18 protein-coding genes are annotated in these 23,676 nt (G+C 48.4%); 12 read left to right on the top strand and 6 right to left on the bottom strand.

Annotated elements, in window-relative coordinates; all coding sequences use genetic code 11:
• Nucleotides 1-24: 24 nt before the first annotated feature.
• Nucleotides 25-1,587, top strand: coding sequence for an MATE family efflux transporter (locus M0415_RS06845; protein ID WP_249554795.1), 1,563 nt, complete (start codon nt 25-27; stop codon nt 1,585-1,587).
• Nucleotides 1,588-1,743: 156 nt separating this feature from the next.
• On the opposite strand, the gene M0415_RS06840 is transcribed toward M0415_RS06845, so the two are convergent.
• Nucleotides 1,744-1,962 carry a DUF2986 domain-containing protein gene (locus M0415_RS06840; RefSeq protein ID WP_249554797.1) on the bottom strand — a complete coding sequence of 73 codons (219 nt, stop codon included), beginning with the start codon at nt 1,960-1,962 and terminating at the stop codon, nt 1,744-1,746.
• 268 nt (nt 1,963-2,230) lie between these two features.
• Between M0415_RS06840 and yqfB the strand changes: the two genes are divergently transcribed.
• Nucleotides 2,231-2,563: a N(4)-acetylcytidine aminohydrolase gene (gene yqfB / locus M0415_RS06835; protein WP_249554805.1), complete on the top strand. Its 333-nt coding sequence runs from the start codon at nt 2,231-2,233 to the stop codon at nt 2,561-2,563.
• A gap of 170 nt (nt 2,564-2,733) precedes the next feature.
• Here the strand turns inward: yqfB and M0415_RS06830 are convergent, their stop codons facing one another.
• The 4 genes from M0415_RS06830 to M0415_RS06815 form a co-directional block, all read right to left on the bottom strand.
• A complete protein-coding gene (locus tag M0415_RS06830) occupies nt 2,734-5,790 on the bottom strand; it encodes an efflux RND transporter permease subunit (RefSeq protein WP_249554807.1) in 3,057 nt (1,018 codons plus the stop codon).
• Nucleotides 5,787-9,050, bottom strand: coding sequence for an efflux RND transporter permease subunit (locus M0415_RS06825; RefSeq protein WP_249554809.1), 3,264 nt, complete (start codon nt 9,048-9,050; stop codon nt 5,787-5,789). Before M0415_RS06825 ends, M0415_RS06830 begins: the two co-directional genes overlap by 4 nt.
• 12 nt (nt 9,051-9,062) lie before the next feature.
• On the bottom strand, nt 9,063-10,127 hold the full coding sequence (locus tag M0415_RS06820; protein WP_011716731.1) for an efflux RND transporter periplasmic adaptor subunit: 1,065 nt from the start codon (nt 10,125-10,127) through the stop codon (nt 9,063-9,065).
• A gap of 286 nt (nt 10,128-10,413) precedes the next feature.
• Complete coding sequence (locus M0415_RS06815) at nt 10,414-11,700, bottom strand: citrate synthase (protein WP_011716732.1); 1,287 nt, start codon at nt 11,698-11,700, stop codon at nt 10,414-10,416.
• A 416-nt stretch (nt 11,701-12,116) separates the two neighbouring features.
• On the opposite strand from M0415_RS06815, the gene sdhC reads away from it, so the two are divergent.
• From sdhC to M0415_RS06765, 10 genes are all read left to right on the top strand, one after another.
• Nucleotides 12,117-12,512, top strand: a complete 396-nt coding sequence (sdhC, locus tag M0415_RS06810) for a succinate dehydrogenase cytochrome b556 subunit (RefSeq protein ID WP_011622410.1) — start codon at nt 12,117-12,119, stop codon at nt 12,510-12,512.
• Nucleotides 12,506-12,853 carry a succinate dehydrogenase, hydrophobic membrane anchor protein gene (gene sdhD / locus M0415_RS06805; protein WP_011622411.1) on the top strand — a complete coding sequence of 116 codons (348 nt, stop codon included), beginning with the start codon at nt 12,506-12,508 and terminating at the stop codon, nt 12,851-12,853. Before sdhC ends, sdhD begins: the two co-directional genes overlap by 7 nt.
• On the top strand, nt 12,854-14,620 hold the full coding sequence (gene sdhA, locus M0415_RS06800; protein ID WP_011622412.1) for a succinate dehydrogenase flavoprotein subunit: 1,767 nt from the start codon (nt 12,854-12,856) through the stop codon (nt 14,618-14,620).
• Nucleotides 14,621-14,631: 11 nt separating this feature from the next.
• Nucleotides 14,632-15,339 carry a succinate dehydrogenase iron-sulfur subunit gene (locus M0415_RS06795; protein WP_011622413.1) on the top strand — a complete coding sequence of 236 codons (708 nt, stop codon included), beginning with the start codon at nt 14,632-14,634 and terminating at the stop codon, nt 15,337-15,339.
• Nucleotides 15,340-15,553: 214 nt separating this feature from the next.
• Nucleotides 15,554-18,373: a 2-oxoglutarate dehydrogenase E1 component gene (sucA, locus tag M0415_RS06790; RefSeq protein ID WP_088211368.1), complete on the top strand. Its 2,820-nt coding sequence runs from the start codon at nt 15,554-15,556 to the stop codon at nt 18,371-18,373.
• A 48-nt stretch (nt 18,374-18,421) separates the two neighbouring features.
• Complete coding sequence (gene odhB, locus M0415_RS06785; protein WP_011622415.1) at nt 18,422-19,618, top strand: 2-oxoglutarate dehydrogenase complex dihydrolipoyllysine-residue succinyltransferase; 1,197 nt, start codon at nt 18,422-18,424, stop codon at nt 19,616-19,618.
• A 118-nt stretch (nt 19,619-19,736) separates the two neighbouring features.
• Nucleotides 19,737-20,903, top strand: coding sequence for an ADP-forming succinate--CoA ligase subunit beta (sucC, locus tag M0415_RS06780; RefSeq protein WP_011622416.1), 1,167 nt, complete (start codon nt 19,737-19,739; stop codon nt 20,901-20,903).
• Nucleotides 20,903-21,775 (top strand): succinate--CoA ligase subunit alpha, encoded by an 873-nt coding sequence (gene sucD / locus M0415_RS06775; RefSeq protein ID WP_011622417.1) that lies wholly within the window; start codon nt 20,903-20,905, stop codon nt 21,773-21,775. Before sucC ends, sucD begins: the two co-directional genes overlap by 1 nt.
• A gap of 379 nt (nt 21,776-22,154) precedes the next feature.
• Nucleotides 22,155-22,562, top strand: a complete 408-nt coding sequence (rnk, locus tag M0415_RS06770) for a nucleoside diphosphate kinase regulator (RefSeq protein WP_086904046.1) — start codon at nt 22,155-22,157, stop codon at nt 22,560-22,562.
• 46 nt (nt 22,563-22,608) lie between these two features.
• Nucleotides 22,609-23,106 carry a GNAT family N-acetyltransferase gene (locus M0415_RS06765; RefSeq protein WP_041412603.1) on the top strand — a complete coding sequence of 166 codons (498 nt, stop codon included), beginning with the start codon at nt 22,609-22,611 and terminating at the stop codon, nt 23,104-23,106.
• Nucleotides 23,107-23,198: 92 nt separating this feature from the next.
• Here M0415_RS06765 and fur read toward each other — a convergent pair whose 3' ends face one another.
• Nucleotides 23,199-23,630, bottom strand: coding sequence for a ferric iron uptake transcriptional regulator (gene fur / locus M0415_RS06760; protein WP_249554811.1), 432 nt, complete (start codon nt 23,628-23,630; stop codon nt 23,199-23,201).
• Between the last annotated feature and the right edge of the window lie 46 nt (nt 23,631-23,676).

Raw genomic sequence — 23,676 nt, 5'->3', positions numbered from 1 at the left:
AATAGATCAAGGTAAAACAACCCCATGACCCAAGCCAAATTCGTTGAAGGTTCGATTCTTCGTCATATCCTCGTGATGAGTTCGACCGCTGCCGTGGGGATTTCTGCCTTATTTGTGGTCGATTTACTCGATATTTTCTTCTTAAGTTTGCTTGGTGAACATGAACTGGCTGCTGCTGTGGGCTATGCGGGCAGTATTTCGTTTTTTACGACTTCTATTGGTATCGGCCTGTCGATTGCGCTCGGCGCGTTAGTTTCCCGCTCGATTGGTGCAAAGGATGTGGAGCTGGCCAAACGCCTATTGCTCAATAGTGCGGCGGTGACCACCTTAATCAGCCTTTTCGTGAGTGTGGTGGTGACCTGCTTTATTCCCGAATTAGTGACTTTGGTGGGGGCGAGCGGCCATACCGCCGAACTGGCCGAGAGTTATTTGTACATTTTGGTGCCTTCTTTACCCTTTATTTGCCTTGCGATGGCCCTTGGCGGTGCGCTGCGTGCCGTTGGGGATGCCAAGCTGTCGATGATGTCGACCTTAGCGGGCGGCGGCGTTAATGCGGTACTGGATCCGATTTTTATTTTTCTGTTCGCCATGGGAATTGAAGGTGCGGCACTGGCGTCGGTGCTTGCCCGTATCGCGGTCTTTATCATTGCCGGGCGCGGCGTAGTCGTAAAACATCAACTGCTGGGTAAGTTTAACTTCAGCTATTTTGTTGCCGATCTCAAACCGATTTTCGCCATTGCCGGGCCTGCCATGCTGACGAATATCGCTACGCCCATAGGTAACGCCTTTGTGACTCGCGCGATTGCCGATTTTGGTGATGCCTATGTTGCTGGTTGGGCGGTGCTTGGTAGATTAATCCCAGTCACCTTTGGGATGATTTTTGCGTTATCCGGTGCCATTGGGCCGATTGTTGGGCAAAACTTTGGGGCGGGCCGATTCGACCGGGTGCGTGAGAGTTTAACCAAAGCGATTCAATTTTGTACCTTGTATGTGGTGGTGATGTCGCTATTGCTGTTCTTGCTTAAATCGCAGGTGGTGAGCCTGTTCGATATGAAAGGCGATAGCGCGGCGCTTATCGAGTTTTTCTGTAGCTATATCGCGGTGTTTTTTACCTTCTCTGGCATTTTATTTGTGGCCAATGCTTCGTTTAATAATCTGGGCAAAGCTAAATATTCCACCCTGTTCAATGTCGGTAAAGCGACGTTAGGCACTGTGCCATTCGTGTATTTGGGCGCGCAGTGGGGCGGGGTATACGGTGTGTTAATCGGCCAAGTATTGGGTTCGATTCTGTTTGGGATCATGGGCGTGTGGGTGGCCTACCGCTTAGTCGATAAGGTGGCTCTGGCAAGTCGTGCAAACGCAGCGCAGTCTGTCGTGAGCGATACCGAAGAGGCGCAGAATAAGTGTCAGCAGCTACTGGCGGGGGACGAGGAAGAAATTGCCAATTGTGTTGGCCAAAATCTGCCCTCATCTACGAGTCCGTTTTCATCCTCCCATGTGCAAATGGGCCAATTGACCGAAGAGCAGGAATGTGAGGCGGCCACGGCTGCGGTGGATTTTGATAAAGCGAAACCCAATACGCCGTAACCCCTTAGATAACCATCCTGGTAATCATAAAGAGTCATAAAAAATCATAAAACATAAAGGCCACTGAAAAGTGGCCTTGATGTTTGGCATGTTTGCATTCACGCGAGAGCGTATTATGCGAGTGCGAGCATCCCGAGAGTCACGGCACAAAGAGGCTTAGCTCGCAGCCTTATCTTCCGCGTTAGAAGCGTCGACACCTGCGATCTCTTGCGCTACTTCTAAAGCCACGGCTTCTGGCGTTTCTGCTTCAAGACGCGCGCGCTCCGCTTTAGAAATATAACGCGGCTTTGCACCCACCTTGGGCTTCTCGATTTTGTTTTGTTTGGCTTTTTCGCGCTTAGCCATTTTCTTAACGATCTTTTGCTTCTTGTTCATAACATCTCTAATTCGGTTTTTGCCTATGCAGGCTGAGTCCAGTGGCTCAATTAAAGCTGGATTCTAACTGAATATTGCCAATCTCTCCATGTTTTGCTGTTACGGCGCAGTCGAAGCTGTATCTAGAGCGAGGTCTAGGCCGTGCTAGAATATGGCGTTTTTAACGGGTAATGCACTTTATTAACGCTAAAGTGAGCGTGAATTACCCATTTAACGTATTGATAGCCATCAATTTTTAACACTTTAAAAAGCAATAGGCGGAGGTCACTTGTTAACTAAGATCACTTTCTTTGAGCGTTTCGAGCAGGATATTTTGTCAGGGGCTAAGACCATTACCTTAAGGGATGAAGCCGAGTCCCATGTGTTTGCGGGGCAAATTTTGCCAGTATCGACCTTCGAAGCTGACCGTTGGTTTTGTGATATTAAGGTGATTGAGGTTGTGCCTGTATTGTTTTCGGCGCTGACAGAGCAACATGCAGCCCAGGAGAATATGACGCTGCCTGAGCTGCGCCGAGTGATCCACGAGATTTATCCCGGCCTTGAGCAGTTATTTCAAATTCGCTTTTGTGTTGTGAATACAAGGGCGCACTCTATTGATTAACTCAATTGACTAAGCCTGTTGATTTAGTCCATTGGTTTAGCCTACTGATTTACCCATTGGTTAACGCTATTGACTAAGTGCTGCTAAAAAAATAGGCTGGCTTGTTTTGATGCAAGTCAGCCTATTATCTTTCAAGTGGAATGCGAACTTATATCGCAAACATTAACTAGTTAAACCGTCCAAGGTAGGAGTTTTTGGGCGATGCGGTTTGATTCACCAAGGCGCACCGCGGCGCGATAACGCATTCTGTAGAGCAGTTGGTAACATAATGGCACCAAATACAGACTCGTCACCGTTGAGAACGACAAACCGCCGATAATCGCGATGGCCATTGGCGAGTAGGGTGGGCCACCGCCGCCGATTTGGGTATCGCCCATTGCCAGTGGCACTAGGCCTAGTACGGTTGTTCCCACTGTCATCAGTACCGGGCGCAGACGGGTAATACAGACTTCGCGTATGGTGTCCGACAACTTATCGAGCTCTGGTGTCATCTGGTTGATTTGGTCGACCAATACGATGCCGTTATTCACCACAATCCCCATTAGAATCAAGATCCCGATCATGGCCATGACCGACATTGGAGTGCCCGTGAGCAGCAATGCCCAAAAGACGCCAGTGATCGAGAACAGAATCGAGGTGATAATCGCCGTCGGTAATAACAAGGATTCAAACAGCGCCGCCATTACGATGTAAATCATGGCGATAGCAAGCAGCATATTGATAGCCATCACGCTCTGATCTTCATCCTGACGCTCAAATCCACCGCGCAGCGAATAGTTATAACCATTCGGGAAGCGCACATTTTCCATCACCTGTTTGATCTTAGTTTGGGCTTCCTCTGTGGTGAGGTTATCTAAGTTCGCCCCGATAGAAAGCGAGGTTTGGCGATTATAGTGCTTGATGGTATCGAACCTAGGTTGGATCTCAATACTGGCAAGGTTATCAAGGGTATACAGACGTTGGTCGATACGCACGATCGGCAGTTGTTTTAGCTTCTCGAGGGATTTTTGCCATTCCTTCTCATAGGCCATTTCGATACGCAGTTCCCCATTGGGATCGTGCCTAAATGAGCGTAGCGGTGAGCCTCGCAATGCCATTGAGATGCTAGAAGCCACTTCGTTGAGTTTTAAATCCAGTCGTGCCGCCATCTGACGATTAATGCGGATCACGACTTCCTGCTGCGCGCCGTTCACTTCGGAGCGCACATCCACTAACCCTTTGATATTGGAGAGTAAGGGTAATACTTGCTCACTCAAATGGATAAGCTCTGAGGTGGAGCGACCTGTGAGCGTGACGCGTACGCCCGAATTATCATTGCCCCAGCCAAATTGAGGTTTCGCGATGGAGAATTTAGGAAAACCGCTGCGGATTTTCTTCTTTAATTCATCCAGTGGCATGGGCAAGTCTTTTTTCAGCAAAATCACCGAAGAAGCATCATCGGGTGCATAATAGCTATACACTGAATCTATATGGAATTCCTCTTTATTATTATAAAGATACTCTTCCATTTGGCTCACCATTGCCTCGGTCACATTGAGGTTATGCCGACCTTCTACTTGGTAGTTGACGTAAATGCGCTCCTTACTTTGGCTATCCTCCTGATCCTGTTTGACCATCGATAACGGCAGGGCGGTGGATACTAAAATCACCACCGAAATCAGCCCAGAACGCCAAGGACGCAGCAGTACCCAGTTGAGGCTACGATTGTAGAAGTTTTGCAACTTACCCGGTGCTTTCTCCGGCGTGATATCGAAGTGAAACTTAGTCAACATCAATGGAATTAATGTTTTAGCCACTAACAGTGAGGCCGCCAGCGAAATACAAATCGCAATCGCTACATGCTCAAGGAAGATGGTGAGCTCGACTTTAACCCCGAAGATATTGGGTAAAAACACGATAGCCGTGGTCATAGTGCCCGCAAGTACGGCAAGACTGACCTTATCAACCCCTGTCATGACCGCATTTTCATTGTCTTGAACACTTTTAGTATCTTTGCCTTGTTTCTCCTGCAGCACACTCTCAGTCACCACCACCGCATTATCGATAAGCATACCGACCGCCAATAACAGCCCCATCATCGACAAAATGTTTAAGCTGTAACCTAGTAGATACATAGCGGCTAGCGTCATACCAATCGAAATCGGCACAGATGACACCACAATCAAGGTCATCTTGAAGTTTCTCAGGAATAAATACAGCACGATAAAAGACAGTAAGGCGCCGATTAATCCCGACAGCAGCAGATCCGAGAGGGAAGATTTTACGCCAGAGGCTTGATCTTCCATGATAAACAAACGAATACCTTGGAATTGTTGATCTTGCTTGGCAAGCTCAATCACCTTTAACACACGGTCAGATACTTCTACTAAGTTGGCGCCAGATTCTTTAAACACATCCAGACCCACGGCGTAATGCTTATCTAAATGACGTCCTTCGACCCGTTCAGGCAGCGCAAATTGCACATCGGCAACGTCACCTAAGGTCAGCCCAGGCAATAGCACTAGGGCTTTAATGTCCTCTAGATTGCGAAACTCACCCTTAGGAGACACCTGATAAACCAGATTACTTTCCCGCAAAGTGCCAGCGCTCAGCACAAAGTTTTCGCGGCCGAGACGTGTCTGTAACTCGGTTGCCGAATAGCCACTGGCGGCGAGGCGGTTGGCATTGATCCTGACCTCAATCTGCTTTTGCTCAACCCCATAGAGATTGACCTTAGACACCCCCTCGACCCGCTCCAGCGGACGTTTGAGCTGTTTATCAAGTAAGTCGAATGCGCCAGAGAGCTCGCGGTCGCTCGAAATCCGTATGGTCAATACCGGCATATCGGCGGTGGAGAATTGGCGGATAAACACCCGTTCAACATCCTTGGGCAATAAATGCCGCACCGCATCGATTTTTTCCCGGGCTTCTAAGCTTTTAGTGGCAACGTTCTCGCCCCATTTCATATTGATCTCGATTTCCGAACCCTCTTGGGAGGATTCTGATTCCAGCTCATCAATACCGCCCATAGTGGCGAGGGACTCTTCGAGCACCTTAGTGATGTCGCGCTCGACTTCCGCCGGGGTTGAGCCTTTGTAAGGCACTTGCACCACGATTTGTGGAATATCGATGCCGGGGAACATTTCGAGCGGCAATAGGCGACTAGAAGCCAAACCAAACAGCAAGATAGCAAAGAAAAACATGCTGGTGGTGACAGGGCGTTTTATCGCTAAACGGGTGAGGTTCATAGGCGAGCCTCCGTGGTTTCTGCCGTGTTGTCTTGCTCTGTGGCGGTATGCGTAAACTCTTTACGGTCAAACAAGGCATAGAGCACTGGAATCACAATCAGAGTCAATAGGGTCGAGAGGCTCAGACCAAAGATCACGGTAATCGCCATCGGTGCGCGGACTTCTGAGCCATCGCCTAAACCTAAGGCCATCGGCAGTAAACCTAAAGTTGTGGTTAGGGTGGTCATCATAATCGGGCGCAGACGGGATTTGGCCGCAACCTTAATGGCTTCAAGCTTGTCCACGCCTTCGGCGCGTAGTTGATTAATTCTATCCACGAGTACGATGGCGTTGTTGACCACAATCCCCGCGAGCATGATGAGACCGATAAACACCACCACACTCAAATGGGTTTGGGTGATATAGAGTCCCAGCACGCTACCTGCCAGCGCCATCGGCACAGCAAATAAGATCAGTAGTGGATGCAGAAGCGATTCGAACTGACTCGCCATCACTAAGTACACTAGGAAAACTGCTAGGATTAATGCAATCTTCAGTGACTGGAATGAATGCTCCATTTCCTCATTTTGCCCACCAAAGCGCGCTTGAACCGAGGCTGGCAACACTTGTGCCGACAAAATTCGCTGCGCTTCGGCCACAGCGTCACTTAAGTCGCCATAGGCAAGGTTGGCCGACACTAAGGCCACGCGTTGCTGGCTGATGCGGTTAATTGCCGATGGGCCTAATTGCAATGACACTTCTGCCACGGCGCTCAGGGCAATCGGTTGTGGGCTGTTGGGGTTGATGATTAGCGCATCGATATCACTGATTTGATCCCGCTCATTCAGTTCGCTACGCACTAAAATATCAATCTTGCGGTCACGTACTGTGTATTGACTGGCGACAGTGCCGCCAACGCGCTGGGCAATACGATTGGCGACCGTGGGCGCATCCATGCCTAAGGCGGCTAAGCGAGCATGGTCGAAGCGAATGCTAAGTTCTGGCTGACCATCACGCAGGCTAGTATTCACATCGGCAAAGCGATCGGAGGCGGAAAGTGCCTTAACCAGATTATCTGCACTGCGTTTGAGCAAGTGTAAATCGTAACCTGTGAGCTCAATCTCCAATGGGGTTTTAAAGCTGAAGAGTTCAGGTTGCTCGATTTTGGCTTCCAGCTCAGGGATGCGGCGTGCGGTGTCACGCAGCACTTGCGTTACTTGGTGGTAAGCCGTGTGATCGCTTAATACGACCTGTAAACGCCCCCAGTTTTCGCCGCCACGGGCGGTATCAGAGGTCATTAGGCCGCCGCTGCCCGCTTGGCTGTAGGCATGTTTGACTTCAGGCCTGTCTTTAATCGACATCGCGAGTTGTTGCAGCACCTTGTCTGTTTCACCGACCGCTGTGCCAGGAGGCAGCAGGATCTCCACATAAAACTCCCCTTGATTCATCGGTGGGATGAGTTCCATGCCAAGGCGGGGGAGCAGGCTAATACAGGCGCCTGTGATCCCAATGGTCAGCAACAAGGTGGCGACTTGTTTACGCAGCGCCATCGCCAGCAGTTTGTGGTAAACCGACTCGATAGCATGGTAAACAAAGTTAAAACCACTGCTCAGTGGGCGCATCACTAAGCCGAGCAGCCAAGAGAAGAAGCGGCCAATGACTAACGCTAATGTCAGCAATGCACTCGGTAAGTAGCTAAAAAGCAACACAATCGGGAAGGAAAATACCGTCGCACTGTAGTGTTTTAACTTACCGAGCTTAGTAGTGGGTTTCTCCTTCGGGGTTTTCTTGATGAGTTCTGGCAGTGCTGTAAAGCCTTCGCGGGAGGCTAGCATCGGAATCGAAGTTAATGCCACCAAGAGTGATGCTAGCAGAGCAAAGGTCACTGTGAGGGCTTGATCAGAGAATAGGGCGCCCGCAATACCATCGACAAACACCAAGGGGACAAACACCGCGAGTGTGGTTAGGGTGGAGGCGAAAATCGCGCCCGCCACTTCTTTGGTTCCAGTCACTGCTGCATTTAACTTGCTCATGCCTTCGCTGCGGCAGCGGTCGATGTTCTCCAGCACCACAATGGCGTTGTCGACTAAGAGCCCAATGGCGAGCGCAATACCGCCTAATGACATGATGTTCAAGCTGATATCGGCAAAGTACATCATGTTAAAGGTAGCAATCACCGAGAAGGGGATCGAGATAGAGATAATCAGCGTTGGGATAATATTGCGCAGGAACAGGTAAATCACCAGCATGGACAAAATACTGCCCATCAACGCGGACGAGGTCACTTCGCTAACGGCACTCTCAATAAACTCGGACTGATCGTAAATCACTTCCAGTTTATTTTGCTTAGGATCTTGGTTGATTTTGACTAGCTCATCGCGCAGCTTTTTAGCAACTGCGACCGTGTTGGCATCGCCTTCCTTATAGATAGCCAGTTCAATCGACTCTTGGCTGCCGATACGGGTGATGTCGCTGCGCTCTTTAAAGGCATCGGTAATGGTGGCGACTTCAAATAGACGTACTAAGGTCTGTGCGTCGCGATAGACGATCACTTGCCCCAATTCTTCCAATGAATTGAATTGGTTAAGGGTACGCACTAGATATTCGCGGTCGCCTTGGATCACTTTACCCGCAGATAAGTTGATGTTTTCCTCGTTGATACGACGCTTAATGTCATCGGCATTCAAATTGAGCTGGGATAACTTTTCCTGATTGAGCTGAATATGCACTTCCTGCTCTAAACCACCGGATAAACGCACCGCGGCCACACCTGAGAGGGCTTCTAAACGACGCTTAAGTTCTTCCTCGGCGTAGGTGCGCATCTGCTTGAGTTCAGCCTCAGACGCATTAGGCACCGACAGCGCTAAGCGCATGATAGGGTCAAGGTTGGGGTTAAAGCGCAGCAATAATGGCTTTTTAACATCCAGAGGCAGGGCGATAGTGTCGAGTTTTTCACGCACATCGAGGCTCGCCATATCCATAGTGGTGCCCCATTCAAACTCGAGCACCACATCGGACATGCCAGAGCGGGAGATAGAGCTTATCTTACGTAAGCCTTTCACCACGCCGACGGCTTCTTCAATGGGTTTTGAGACCAGTTGTTCTACTTCAACGGGCGCCGCCCCATCGTACATGGTCCGAATGGTCAAGGTGGGGTAGCTTAAATCGGGCAGGAGTTTTACCGCTAAGCGCGAAAACCCCACCATACCGAATAACATAATGGCCAGCATGAACATCCATACCGTGACTGGCCGTTTAACTGAGGTGCTGATGATTGACATGAAAGACTCCTATCAGTTCTTCGCTGAGGCCAAATCGAGTGGGGTAATGACTTCAACTAAGGATTGGTCTTTCAAATTTTGCTGACCACGGGTCACGACTTGCTCGCCGGGTTTGATACCGGAGACGACTTCCACCGAGTCACCTTCGCGGTAACCGATTTCGACTTCGCGGCGGTTGGCATTGCTGCCGTCAATCACATACAGGGCTTGCTTATTGTCTTGGTTGATCAGGGCACTGTAGGGCACAGTGATCACATTCTCATGGGTGTCATACTTCAATTCGACCCGTGTGAACATCCCGGCTTTTAAATGCGCATTTTGATTGGGCACGGCCAAGGTGACTTTAAAGGTGCCACTCTGTGGGTCGACCACAGGGCTGATGCGCAATACTTTCGCGTGGATGGCATTTTTGCTCTGTTGATTGCTAAAGACTTGCGCTTCTTGGCCTAAACGTAGGCTGGTTAATTGCTGCTCAGGTAAATGGACAATCCCGTGCAGCTCGTCTTGATTGACAATGTAGAAGAGGTCACCAAATTCCTGCGCCATGTTACCCGCTTTGACATAACGCTTAGCAACAATACCATCGATGGGCGAAACCACATGGCTTTCTTTGACTTGTAATTCAGCAAGATCCCGTCTTGCAATGGCGGCTTGCAGGTTGTATTCGAGCTTTGCCATGGAGTCGGCACTGATAAACTCTTTATTGGTCATTTTCTTCAAGCGGTTTAACTCTTGCTCGATGATTTTCACTTCGGCTTCGGAGCGGTCGAGATCGTATTGCTGACGTTTGGCATCGATAACCGCGAGGATTTGTCCTTTTTGCACCCGGTCGCCTTCTTCGACATTAATCGCTTCGATAAGGCCGGCAATACGGCTCACGACGTTAGCTTCTTGCGGGGCTTCTAGGGTGGCGGTGGTGCTATAAAACGAAGACACATTACCCTGCATCACGGTAGTGGTTTCGACGGGAATGGCATATTGTTCTTCTTTTTTAGCCACTTCCTCTTCGCCGCATGCCGCTAACATTGACACTAACAGCACGGGTAGGGCGAACTTAGCAATTGTTGACTTTTCCATAAGAGTATTACCTGTTGTCATTTTTGTGATGCCATCTGAAAGCAGAAAACATGCCAAAGTTAAAAATACATTAATTTCAGTAGATTAACGTAAATTTGTCAGATTGTAGATTAGGTAAACTTACTAAATGTAGCTAAAAAGTTTAAAAAGTGATGAGAAATGCTAAATAAGCTAAAGCGAGGTCATCCGGGATTGTGTGGCTGGGAGTGATAAGAAGATCGAAGGGCGGGTATGAAAATCCCAATAAAAAAGCGCCCAGTGGGCGCTTTTAATCGATAAATGCCGATTAGCGTTTATCTTGGCTTACGAAATCACGCGAAGTCTCGCCAGTATATAGCTGACGTGGACGGCTGATCTTGTGACCTGGTTGATCCAACATTTCTTTCCAGTGAGCAATCCAACCCACAGTACGTGCTAATGCGAACAGTACGGTGAACATGCTAGTTGGAATACCAATGGCTTTCATGATGATGCCAGAGTAGAAGTCGACGTTTGGATAGAGTTTCTTCGAAATGAAGTACTCGTCTTCCAGTGCGATACGCTCAAGTTCCATGGCCACATCTAATAATGGATCTTGTACTTTCAGCTCTTTTAACACTTCGTGACAGGTTTCACGCATCACTTTGGCACGTGGGTCAAAGTTTTTGTAAACACGGTGTCCGAAGCCCATTAGACGGAATGGGTCGTTCTTGTCTTTCGCACGGGCGATGAATTCAGGAATACGGTCTACTGAACCGATTTCTTCTAACATTTGTAGACAAGCTTCGTTCGCGCCGCCGTGTGCAGGGCCCCATAGAGAAGCAATACCCGCAGCGATACACGCGAATGGATTCGCGCCTGAAGAACCGGCTAAACGTACGGTTGACGTTGACGCGTTTTGTTCGTGATCCGCATGTAGAATGAAGATACGGTCCATAGCACGTTCAACGATTGGGTTTACCTTGTACTCTTCACAAGGCACGGCAAACATCATGCTTAAGAAGTTGCCTGCGTAGCTTAAGTCATTGCGTGGGTAAACGAATGGTTGGCCAGAAGAGTACTTGTAGCACATAGCGGCAATCGTTGGCATTTTGGAGACTAGGCGATAAGCGGCGATTTCGCGGTGGCGAGGATCGTTGACATCGAGTGAGTCTTGATAAAATGCAGACAATGCACCAGTAACACCACATAACATCGCCATAGGATGAGCATCACGACGGAAACCTCTAAAGAAGAAGGCGAGTTGCTCATGAACCATAGTGTGGGTTTTTACTGTGTGTACAAATTCAGCATATTGCTCTTTCGTCGGCAGTTCACCGTAAAGCAGCAGGTAACACAGGTCTAAGTAATCTGAGTCAACGGCGAGTTGCTCGATTGGATAGCCGCGGTGTAACAATATACCTTGATCGCCATCGATATAGGTAATTGCAGATTCACAGGAGGCTGTCGCGAGAAAACCTGGATCAAAAGTGAAGTAACCCTTGCTGCCAAGTTTACTGATATCGATTACGTCAAAACCAGCGGATCCTTGCTTTACTGGCAATTCTATCGAGTCGTTCCCTGGTAATTCTAATTTGGCTTTTAAATCAGCCATACCCCGTTCTCCTTACTTCGTTCTTATCTGTGAGTGCGGCATGTCAAACCGCCATTACTTTACAGCCATTCTAGATCACATTTCAATTTAAATAAGCGTTTAAATTTGTTAGACCATGGTATAAATCTCTTTACTTTCCTTGGTACAGCTGGCACTTAGGTGAAAATATCCTTAAAAAAACAAAATTTGCATTCTGTGATGTTTGTATTTGACATTTCGCGCGAGTATACTTGCCTCCGCCTAATAAGGGCTGCAAACGATGATGTTAAAACACCCTTTGTTTACATGTTAAATAAGTGAGTGTTCAAATAGTTATCTGTTTGTTTAAACTTTGCTTTTGTGTTTACTTTTGCCCTGATTTACCCCTCGGTTTAAAGTTTGTACAAAAGCGGTTCACATAACAAAAAAAATGCTCAATGGAGCTGAGTGAGCAGAACGTGAAAAAGCAAAGACCTGTCCATTTAGATCTGCAGACCATTCGCTTTCCTGCAACAGCGATTGTGTCAATTCTTCACCGTGTATCCGGTGTCATCATGCTGTTCGCTGTTGGCATTCTTATTTGGTTGCTAAATTCATCTTTAGCCTCCGCTGAAAGTTTCGCAGGCGTACAATCTCTATTTGATAACTTCGTCGTGAAGTTCATCATGTGGGGCATTTTGACTGCACTGGCTTATCACTTATTCGGTGGCCTACGCCACTTAGTAATGGATACCGGTCGTTGGGAAGAGTTGGCTTCGGGCACCGCCTCAGCGAAAGCTGTATTTGTACTGACGGTAGCCTTTTCAATTTTAGCGGGGTTATGGGTATGGTAACCAATGCAGCAAGTTTTGGACGCAGTGGTGTTCATGACTTTATTCTACTACGCGCTAGTGCAGTAATCCTCGCCTGTTACACCATTTTCATGGTTGGCTTTATTGCATGTAGTTCCCCTCTCACCTATGACGTTTGGCACGGCCTGTTTAGCGCTCTGCCAATGAAAGTGTTTACCCTGCTTGCGCTGGTTGCACTGCTTGTTCACGCCTGGATTGGTGTATGGCAAGTATTGACGGATTACGTCAAGTGCACTTCGTTACGCGGTGTTTTACAGTTCACCTTCGTCGTCACCGTCTTTTGTTATCTGGCGGCCGGCATTGTTATTGTGTGGGGTGTCTAAGTGAGTATTCCAGTACGTGAGTTTGATGCTGTAGTGATTGGTGCCGGCGGTGCCGGTATGCGCGCAGCATTACAGATTTCTAAAGAAGGTAAGAGCTGTGCGCTTTTATCTAAAGTATTCCCAACCCGTTCTCATACTGTATCTGCGCAGGGTGGTATCACCGTTGCGTTAGGTAACGCCCATGAAGACCATTGGGAACAACACATGTACGATACCGTAAAAGGTTCCGACTTTATCGGTGACCAAGACGCTATCGAATTCATGTGTCAAACCGGTCCTGAAGCCATTATTGAACTCGAGCACATGGGTTTACCTTTCTCTCGCTTCGATAACGGTAAGATTTACCAACGTCCTTTCGGTGGTCAATCTAAAAACTTCGGTGGTGAACAAGCTGCGCGTACCGCTGCGGCGGCAGACCGTACTGGTCACGCACTGCTTCACTGCTTATACCAACAGAACGTTAAACACAAAACTCAAGTGTTTTCTGAGTGGTATGCCCTCGATTTAGTGAAAAACCAAGACGGTGCCATCGTAGGTTGTACTGCGATTGAAATCGAAACCGGTGAAATCGTTTACTTCAAAGCCAAAGCTACTGTACTTGCTACAGGCGGTGCTGGTCGTATCTACGCATCAACCACAAACGCACACATCAATACCGGTGACGGTGTTGGTATGGCGATGCGTGCTGGCGTTCAAATGCAAGATATGGAAATGTGGCAATTCCACCCAACCGGTATCGCTGGTGCGGGTGTACTTGTGACTGAAGGTTGTCGTGGTGAAGGCGGTTACTTGCTGAACAAAGACGGCGAGCGTTTCATGGAGCGTTATGCACCAAACGCCAAGGACTTAGCATCTCGTGACGTGGTAGCACGTTCTATGATGACTGAAATCCGTGAAGGCCGTGGTTTAGATGGTCCATTAGGCCCACACTGCTTGCTGAAACTCGATCACTTAGGTAAAGAGACCTTAGAAGCCCGTCTACCAGGCGTGTGTGAACTTTCTCGTACCTTCGCGCATATCGATCCGGCCGATGGTCCAATCCCAGTACTGCCAACCTGTCACTATATGATGGGTGGTCTGCCAACGAAGGTGAGCGGTCAAGTTATTCGTAAGAATGACGACGGCAGCGAGCAAGATGTGGTTGGTTTATTCGCGGTAGGTGAGATTGCCTGTGTGTCTGTACACGGTGCTAACCGCTTAGGCGGTAACTCTCTGCTCGACTTAGTGGTCTTTGGCCGCGCAGCGGGTCAACACTTAGGTAAAGCACTCGATGAGACTGCGGATCCAAAAGATGCGACCGATGCGGAAATTCAAGCGACTTTAGCACGCTTAAACCGCTGGGAAAGCAACAAGTCTGGCGAAGATCCAGCGCAAATCCGTAAAGATTTACAACTTTGCATGCAATTAAACTTCTCTGTATTCCGCCGTGGCGATGCAATGGCAGAAGGTTTAGAGCAGTTAAAAGCTATCCGTAAGCGTTTAGAAAATGCCAAGTTGTCTGATAACTCTCGTGAATTCAACACTCAACGTATTGAATGTTTAGAGTTAGACAACCTGATGGCGACGGCAATTGCCACCGCTTATGCCGCTAACTTCCGTACAGAGAGCCGTGGCGCTCACTCACGTGAAGACTATTTAGAGCGTGATGATGATAACTGGTTATGTCACACCCTGTTTGACCCTGTGACTGAAACCATGGACCGTCGTGCTGTGAATATGGCGCCTAAGTTACGTGAAGCATTCCCGCCGAAGAAACGTACCTACTAGGAGTTGCAAAGATGAAATTGGAATTTGCAGTTTATCGTTACAATCCTGATGTAGATACAAAACCTTACATGCAGGATTACAGCCTCGAAGTGGCTGAAGGCTCTGACATGATGGTGCTTGATGCACTGATCAAGTTGAAAGAACAGGACCCAACGTTAGCGTTCCGTCGCTCATGCCGTGAAGGTGTTTGCGGTAGTGACGGTGTGAACATGAACGGTAAAAACGGTCTGGCTTGTATTACACCAATCTCTACCTTCAAAGGTAAGAAGTTGGAAATTCGTCCACTGCCAGGTATGCCAGTCGTACGTGACTTAGTGGTTGATTTAACTCAGTTCTACAAGCAGTACGAGAAGATCAAGCCGTTCCTCATCAACGATGAGAAGATGCCAGCCCGTGAACATTTACAGTCACCTGAACAGCGTGCGCATTTAGATGGTCTGTACGAATGTATCATGTGTGCATGTTGTTCTACGGCTTGCCCATCGTTCTGGTGGAATCCTGATAAGTTTATCGGTCCTAGCGGTCTGCTACACGCTTACCGTTTCTTGATCGACAGCCGCGATACAGCGACAGAAGAACGTCTTTCTGAGCTGGACGACGCCTACAGCGTGTTCCGTTGCCACGGCATCATGAACTGCGTTGACGTCTGTCCAAAAGGACTTAATCCGACTAAAGCAATTGGTCACATTAAGTCAATGCTGCTTAAGCGAGCTGTGTAATGCGAGAACCCGAGCTTAAATCAATAATAATATAGCTCTCGAAGAGTCACTTTCTGGGTATAGAAGGTGGCTCTTTTGTGTATGTAATGGAAGACAACGCGCCGTGAAATCTGGATATCTAGGGGCGGCAAAATTTATGCATCGAAGGTAATTGCTTGAGATTGCATATAAAAACTATGGCTAAGCACGTGTATAAAGTTTGAAAGGAATAGCAATGCACCAAGGCATCATGAAAGCCTGGCTCGAATCATCTCACTTAAGTGGTGCAAATTCGACCTACGTAGAAGAGATGTATGAAGCCTATCAAGAAGACCCACAGTCAGTCTCTGACGATTGGCGTGCGGTATTTGATAATCTCCCTCCGGTGAACGGTGCTTCTAAAGACGCGCCTGAAGCGGCTCACTCCAAAGTACGTGATTATTTTCGCAGTTTAGCGATGGACGGACGTCATAAGAGCGCAGCTCGTGTGACCGATCCTGAGTTGGATGCTAAGCAAGTTAAAGTGCTACAGCTGATCAACGCCCACCGTTTCCGTGGTCACCAAGGGGCTAACCTCGACCCGTTAGAATTGTGGAAACGTGAACCTGTTGCCGATTTAGATCCCGCATTCCACGGTCTGACCAAAGAAGACATGGAACGTGAGTTCAACACTGGCTCGTTCGCCCACGGCGGCGAAACCATGAAGCTGGCTGACTTAGTCAAAGCGCTAAAAGCCACTTACTGTGGTTCGATTGGCGCTGAATACATGCACATTACCGATACCGATGAGAAGCGTTGGATCCAACAACGTCTCGAACCATCCTTAGGTAAAGCCAACTACGATAAAAGCGTTAAGACCCGCATTCTCGAAGGCCTAAATGCTGCTGAAGGCATTGAAAAATATTTAGGCGCTAAATTCCCTGGTGCAAAACGCTTCTCATTAGAAGGCGGCGATGCGTTAGTCCCTATGATGCGCGAAATCATTTACCGCGCAGGTGAAGCGGGCACGAAAGAAATCGTCGTTGGTATGGCTCACCGTGGTCGTTTAAACGTACTGGTGAACGTGTTAGGTAAGCGTCCAGCCGAACTGTTTGACGAGTTCGCTGGTAAGCATGCCGATACCCACGGTTCAGGCGACGTAAAATACCACCAAGGTTTTTCTTCAGATTTCGAAACGCCGGGTGGCAATGTGCACTTAGCACTGGCCTTTAACCCATCTCACCTTGAAATTGTTAACCCTGTGGTCATGGGTTCTGTACGTGCTCGTCAAGACCGCCGTGGTTGTAAAGACGGTTTACAGGTGATGCCAATCACGATCCACGGTGACTCTGCAATTGCCGGCCAAGGCATCGTGCAAGAGACATTCAACATGTCTCAAACCCGTGGCTTTAAAGTGGGCGGCAGCATCCGTATCGTTGTGAACAACCAAGTTGGTTTTACCACGTCAAATCATTTTGATGTGCGTTCAACTGAATACTGTACTGACATCGCTAAGATGGTTCAGGCACCGATTTTCCACGTGAACTCTGACGATCCAGAAGCCGTTGCCTTCGTTGCGCAGCTTGCTGTTGATTACCGTAATGAGTTTAAACGTGACGTGGTGATTGACTTAGTGTGTTACCGCCGTCATGGCCACAACGAAGCTGACGAGCCAAGTGCAACTCAGCCATTGATGTATGCCAAGATCAAGAAACACCCAACGCCACGTAAGATCTACGCTGACAAACTGATCGCCGAAAACAGCATCGGTGCGGATGAAGTGACCAGCATGATCAACACCTACCGTGACGCCTTAGACCAAGGTGACTGTGTGGTGAAAGAATGGCGTCCAATGACACTGCACACAGTGGATTGGACTCCTTACATTGGCCGTGAGTGGGACGAAGCGTATCAAGCATCTCTACCACTTGAGCGTCTGCAAACTCTGGCTGACAAGCTCAGCTACGTGCCAGAGAGCCACCCACTGCATTCACGCGTTGCTAAGATTTACGGCGATCGCGTTGCTATGGCAAAAGGCGAGAAGTTACTCGACTGGGGCTTTGCTGAAACCTTAGCCTACGCCACGATTTTGGAAGACAACAAGCGCGTTCGCATTACAGGTCAAGACTCTGGCCGTGGTACTTTCTTCCACCGTCACGCGGTTCTGCACAACCAAAACGATGCAACTACCTATATGCCGCTGCGCAACCTGTCTGAAGACCAAGGTCCAATCGACATCACTGACTCAGTATTGTCTGAAGCGTCAGTACTGGCTTTCGAATACGGCTACACTACAGCAGAGCCTGGTGGCCTGGCGATTTGGGAAGCCCAATTCGGTGACTTCGCAAACTGTGCTCAAGTGGTTATCGACCAGTTCCTGTCGTCTGGTGAGCAGAAGTGGGGCCGTCTATGCGGTCTGACCATGCTGTTACCTCACGGTTACGAAGGTCAAGGTCCAGAACACTCAAGCGCCCGTTTAGAGCGTTTCTTGCAGCTGTGTGCTAACCACAACATGCAAGTGTGTGTGCCATCAACGCCAGCACAGGTTTACCATATGCTGCGTCGCCAAGTGGTGCGCCCAATGCGCCGTCCACTGGTGGTGATGTCACCTAAGTCATTGCTACGTCACCCATTAGCGGTTTCTAGCATGGAAGAATTGGCTAATGGCACCTTCCAAAACGTGATCGGTGAAATCGATACGTTAGAAGCGAGCAAGGTCGATCGCGTCGTGTTCTGTAGCGGTAAGGTGTACTTCGAGCTACTGGAAAAACGCCGTAAAGAAAACATCAACAACATCGCAATAATCCGTGTCGAACAGTTATATCCGTTCCCACATGAAGAAATGGTTGCAGCCTTAGCTGACTACCAACATGTGACCGATTTTGTATGGTGTCAGGAAGAGCCGCAAAACCAGGGTGCTTGGTACTCTAGCCAACATCACTTCTGGGCTGCTATCCCTGCGGGTGCAAAACTGACCTACGCTGGCCGTGAAGCATCTGCTGCACCAGCCTGTGGTTACCCTGAGCTGCATGCTCACCAACAAGAATCTTTAGTGAACAGTGCCCTAAAGCTGTAATAGCTAAGACTGTAGTAATAGACATTTTATAAAAAAGGATCGTTTTTCATGAGTATCGAAATCAAGGTACCCGTACTGCCAGAATCTGTTGCCGATGCAACTATCGCCACTTGGCACGTAAAAGTGGGTGAGCAAGTTTCTCGTGATCAAAATCTGGTTGATATTGAAACTGACAAAGTCGTACTGGAAGTGGTTGCACCAGAAGATGGTCACATCGGTGAATTCCTATTCCAAGAAGGCGATACCGTTCTGGGCGAGCAAGTGATTGCTAAGTTCATTGCGGGTGCGGTTTCTGGTCAAGAAGTGACTAAAGCCGAAGCCGAAGCTGCTGCACCTGTTGCCGCTGCTGCGACTGAAGAGTCTAACGATGCATTAAGCCCATCAGTACGTCGTTTACTGGCTGAGCACAATGTTGATGCGAGCAAAGTGAAGGGCACTGGTGTTGGTGGCCGTATCACTAAAGAAGACGTTGAAGCCTTTATCAAGTCTGCGCCTAAAGCGGCTGCAGCTCCAGCGGCTCCTGCGGTACAACCACTCGCTGCGGGTCGTAGCGAGAAACGTGTTCCAATGACTCGTTTACGTAAGACTATCGCTAACCGTTTATTAGAAGCGAAAAACTCTACTGCAATGCTCACGACGTTCAACGAAGTGAACATGAAGCCAATCATGGATATCCGTAAGCAATACCAAGATATCTTTGAAAAGCGCCACGGTATCCGTTTAGGTTTCATGTCTTTCTACGTGAAAGCGGTAACCGAAGCACTGAAACGCTTCCCAGAAGTGAACGCGTCAATCGACGGTGACGATATCGTTTACCACAACTACTTCGACGTCAGCATCGCGGTATCGACTCCTCGTGGTCTGGTCACCCCAGTACTGCGTGACACTGATACCATGAGCCTAGCTGATATCGAAAAAGCAGTCCGCGATCTGGCGATCAAAGGCCGTGATGGCAAGCTGACTGTGGCTGATATGACTGGCGGTAACTTCACCGTGACTAACGGTGGTGTATTCGGCTCGTTAATGTCTACCCCAATTTTAAACCTGCCACAAAGCGCGATTTTAGGCATGCACGCCATTAAAGACCGCCCAATGGCAGTCAATGGTCAGGTTGAAATCCTGCCCATGATGTACCTAGCTCTCTCATATGACCATCGTATTGTCGATGGCCGTGAGTCAGTTGGCTTCTTAGTCGCCATTAAAGACTTCTTGGAAGACCCAACTCGTCTGCTACTTGACCTATAATCTAACGCGCTAAACGATAAAGTTTAGCCTATTAGTTAAAGACAAGCGTCAGACATACCCTCGTGACTGGCCCCGTGGGGCCAGTTGGATTTGATTAGAAGTATACGGATAGATCATCATGAATTTGCATGAGTATCAGGCAAAATCCCTATTTGCCGAATATGGTTTACCAGTGTCAGAAGGTTTTGCATGTGATACAGCCCAAGAAGCTGTAGAAGCGGCAGGCCGTATTGGCGGAAATTTATGGGTTGTTAAGTGTCAAGTACACGCAGGCGGCCGCGGTAAAGCGGGTGGCGTTAAAGTCACTGGCGATAAAGAAGAAATCAGAGCCTTTGCCGAACACTGGTTAGGCAAAAATCTGGTGACTTATCAAACAGATGAGAAAGGTCAGCCGGTTGCTAAAATTTTAGTAGAAAGCTGCACCGACATCGCTAACGAACTGTACTTAGGTGCAGTAGTTGACCGTGCTACCCGTCGCGTAGTGTTCATGGCGTCAACTGAAGGTGGTGTTGAGATTGAGAAAGTGGCCGAAGAAACGCCAGAACTCATTCACAAAGCGATCATCGATCCACTGACTGGTCCTCAACCATACCAAGCACGTGATCTTGGCTTCAAACTGGGCTTAAACCCAACTCAAATGAAGCAATTCACCAAGATCTTCATGGGTCTGGCGACTATGTTCGTTGATCACGATTTCGCTCTGCTGGAAATCAACCCACTGGTTATCACCACTGAAGGTAACCTGCACTGCTTAGACGGTAAAATTGGTATCGATGGTAACGCACTGTTCCGTCAACCAAAAATCAAAGCAATGCACGATCCATCTCAAGACGACGCCCGTGAAGCTCACGCTGCAATGTTCGAACTGAACTATGTTGCGCTGGACGGAAACGTAGGTTGTATGGTGAACGGTGCTGGTCTGGCGATGGGTACTATGGACATCGTTAACCTGCATGGCGGCAAGCCAGCTAACTTCCTCGACGTAGGTGGTGGCGCAACTAAAGAACGTGTTGCTGAAGCATTCAAGATCATTCTGTCTGACAGCAATGTGAAAGCCGTTCTGGTTAACATCTTCGGTGGTATCGTACGTTGTGACATGATCGCAGAAGGTATCATTGGCGCTGTTAAAGAAGTTGGCGTTAAAGTTCCAGTTGTAGTGCGTTTAGAAGGTACTAACGCTGAATTAGGCCGTGAAGTATTAGCTAAATCAGGTCTTGATATCATTGCAGCTAACAGTCTGACTGATGCGGCTGAGCAAGTAGTTAAAGCTGCGGAGGGCAAATAATGTCTGTATTAATTAACAAAGATACCAAGGTAATCTGCCAAGGCTTTACCGGTGGTCAAGGTACTTTCCACTCTCAACAAGCTATCGATTACGGTACGCAAATGGTCGGTGGTGTATCTCCAGGTAAAGGCGGTACTGAGCACTTAGGTCTGCCAGTGTTCAACACTGTGAAAGACGCTGTAGCAGCCACTGGCGCGACTGCTTCTGTTATCTACGTTCCTGCTCCTTTCTGTAAAGATGCAATCCTTGAAGCAATCGACGGTGGTATCGAGCTGATCGTTTGTATCACTGAAGGTATCCCAACACTGGATATGCTGGAAGTGAAAGTGAAGCTAGAAGAAACTGGCGTTCGCATGATTGGTCCTAACTGCCCAGGTGTTATCACTCCAGGTGAATGTAAGATTGGTATTATGCCTGGCCACATCCACTTAAAAGGCAAAGTGGGTATCGTTTCTCGTTCAGGTACGCTGACCTATGAAGCGGTTAAGCAAACTACTGACGAAGGTTTCGGCCAATCTACTTGCGTAGGTATTGGTGGTGACCCAATCCCAGGTACTAACTTCATCGACGTATTGGAAATGTTCCAAAACGATCCACAGACTGAAGCCATCGTGATGATCGGTGAAATCGGTGGTACTGCTGAAGAAGAAGCGGCGGCTTACATCAAAGCTAACGTGACTAAACCAGTTGTGTCTTACATCGCGGGTGTAACTGCTCCTGCTGGTAAGCGTATGGGTCACGCGGGTGCGATCATCGCTGGCGGTAAAGGTACTGCTGCTGACAAATTTGCTGCATTAGAAGCAGCGGGCGTGACAACTGTCCGCTCGTTAGCGGATATCGGCAAAGCGCTGCGTGCTAAAACGGGTTGGTAATCTAACCGTTAACACACGAAAAGGCGCCTAAGGCGCCTTTTTTATTGCGCGTCTGTTAGCGAGTGCCGAGCACTAAAGTGTGAGAGTGGGCAAAGCTAACACTGCGCAGGCTAGCATTTTTATTTACAAAGGGTTAGATTGGGCCTCTCTACCAAGCGTCATCACCTGATTGACGTGTGAATGCATTAGTAGAGCCACAACCCTAAGCCCTGCGCTTATGGCACCACGGCTGTTCAGCAATAAATCTTGTACTTAATTACCACGCGATTGCGGCATTAAGCTGCGAGCGTATTTTTATATCGGTTTATCCCATTGGGGGAGGATAGGCCAGCACAGATGTTTAACCCTAAGGGACATCTATTTACACGAGGGAAAGACTGTGAAAACACCAAAGATCATTATTTCAGAAATCGATTTAGAAAGACTCGAGCGTCTGTTGGAGTCATTACCGGCGAACGCCTTCCCAGGGCGCGCGGCATTGGAGGCGGAACTCGACCGAGCCGACATTGTGCCCGCAGCGCAGATGCCCGGTAATGTGGTGACGATGAATTCTGAGGTGAAGTTTAGCGTGTCATCCAGTCAGGATACCTTCTGCTTACGGTTAGTCTATCCAAAGGATGCGGCAGGTGAGGGCACCATTTCTATTCTCGCTCCCGTGGGCAGTGCCTTATTGGGTTTATCCCAAGGGGATGAAATCGAATGGCCAGGCCCAGGTGGCTCAATGGTCAAAGTGCGTATCGAAGAAATCGTTTATCAGCCAGAGCGTAGCGGTGACTTCCACCGTTAATCGCGCTGGATATTCGTGTGTAGAGGGCAATATGAAGGAAGCCAAAATGATTATACAAACAGAGCGTTTAATACTCAGACCATTTACCGAGCAGGATATCGATGCCCTCTATTTGATGAACAGTAACCCTGCGATGTTGAAATACATTCCAACCGTGCCTTTTACTGAGCGTGAGCAGGCACGTGAACTGTTCCATAACGTGATTTCGCAGGATTATCAGCAGCGAGGATTTGGTCGCTGGGCGGTGGAGCATAAAGCCGATAATAAAGTGATTGGCTTTTGCGGACCAAAGTTTATTCCTGAATATAACGAAGTCGAAATTGGCTATCGCTATTTCCCCGAGTATTGGGGCAAGGGGATTGGTACCGAAGCTGCTCAAGCGGCAATTAGCGTGTTCCCGCAGTTTGGCATTACGCAAATCATTGCATTGATCCTAGAGGGTAACATTGGCTCTGAAGGCGTTGCTAAACGCATAGGCATGCATTGGCGTGAACCTAGCGAGTTTATGGGGCATAAAGTGAATGTCTACGCAAAGGTGCTCTAACAGTGCCTGAGCGTTTCAATAAAAAAACCAGCCTAGATGGCTGGTTTTTTATTAGGCCTGTCTGGTTGATATCCAGATTGAGCTAAATCTGCTTACTCGTCGTTATGCTCGCACTTATCGTTAGTGCAATGACCGTACAAATATAAGCTGTGGTTGGTCAGTTTAATGTTGTACTTGCTGGCGATCTCGTCTTGACGACGTTCAATCACTTCGTCTGAAAACTCAATCACTTTGCCGCAAGAGAGGCACACTAAGTGATCGTGGTGGTGTTGAGTCGATAACTCGAATACCGCCTTGCCACTTTCGAAGTGGTGGCGAGATACGATACCGGCATCATCAAACTGGTTTAATACACGGTAAACTGTTGCTAGACCAATTTCTTCACCTAAATCGAGCAGTTTCTTGTATAAGTCTTCTGCACTGATATGTTGGTTTTCAGGTCCTTGCATCAGTTCGAGGATCTTGACTCGTGGCAGGGTGATTTTCAAACCGGCTTTTTTGAGCGCTTGATTTCCATCTGTCATTGCTAATCTCTTGATTGCAGAACCAATAGGTTCATCCGTGGATAGT

Origin of the sequence: Shewanella sp. 10B (genome assembly GCF_023475885.1) — a bacterium.
Taxonomy (GTDB): domain Bacteria; phylum Pseudomonadota; class Gammaproteobacteria; order Enterobacterales; family Shewanellaceae; genus Shewanella; species Shewanella mangrovisoli.
Note: the sequence above shows the minus strand (reverse complement) of the source record. Positions and strands in the feature narration are given on the sequence as shown.

Bases quoted from the DNA above. Each gene is read 5' to 3' on its own strand.
- sucA (WP_088211368.1), top strand. From the start codon at position 15,554: ATGCACCAAGGCATCATGAAAGCCTGGCTCGAATCATCTCACTTAAGT.
- odhB (WP_011622415.1), top strand. From the start codon at position 18,422: ATGAGTATCGAAATCAAGGTACCCGTACTGCCAGAATCTGTTGCCGAT.
- M0415_RS06845 (WP_249554795.1), top strand. From the start codon at position 25: ATGACCCAAGCCAAATTCGTTGAAGGTTCGATTCTTCGTCATATCCTC.
- M0415_RS06840 (WP_249554797.1), bottom strand. From the start codon at position 1,962: ATGAACAAGAAGCAAAAGATCGTTAAGAAAATGGCTAAGCGCGAAAAA.
- fur (WP_249554811.1), bottom strand. From the start codon at position 23,630: ATGACAGATGGAAATCAAGCGCTCAAAAAAGCCGGTTTGAAAATCACC.
- M0415_RS06820 (WP_011716731.1), bottom strand. From the start codon at position 10,127: ATGGAAAAGTCAACAATTGCTAAGTTCGCCCTACCCGTGCTGTTAGTG.
- M0415_RS06815 (WP_011716732.1), bottom strand. From the start codon at position 11,700: ATGGCTGATTTAAAAGCCAAATTAGAATTACCAGGGAACGACTCGATA.
- M0415_RS06825 (WP_249554809.1), bottom strand. From the start codon at position 9,050: ATGTCAATCATCAGCACCTCAGTTAAACGGCCAGTCACGGTATGGATG.
- sucC (WP_011622416.1), top strand. From the start codon at position 19,737: ATGAATTTGCATGAGTATCAGGCAAAATCCCTATTTGCCGAATATGGT.
- sdhD (WP_011622411.1), top strand. From the start codon at position 12,506: ATGGTAACCAATGCAGCAAGTTTTGGACGCAGTGGTGTTCATGACTTT.
- M0415_RS06765 (WP_041412603.1), top strand. From the start codon at position 22,609: ATGATTATACAAACAGAGCGTTTAATACTCAGACCATTTACCGAGCAG.
- sucD (WP_011622417.1), top strand. From the start codon at position 20,903: ATGTCTGTATTAATTAACAAAGATACCAAGGTAATCTGCCAAGGCTTT.
- M0415_RS06795 (WP_011622413.1), top strand. From the start codon at position 14,632: ATGAAATTGGAATTTGCAGTTTATCGTTACAATCCTGATGTAGATACA.
- sdhC (WP_011622410.1), top strand. From the start codon at position 12,117: ATGGAGCTGAGTGAGCAGAACGTGAAAAAGCAAAGACCTGTCCATTTA.
- M0415_RS06830 (WP_249554807.1), bottom strand. From the start codon at position 5,790: ATGAACCTCACCCGTTTAGCGATAAAACGCCCTGTCACCACCAGCATG.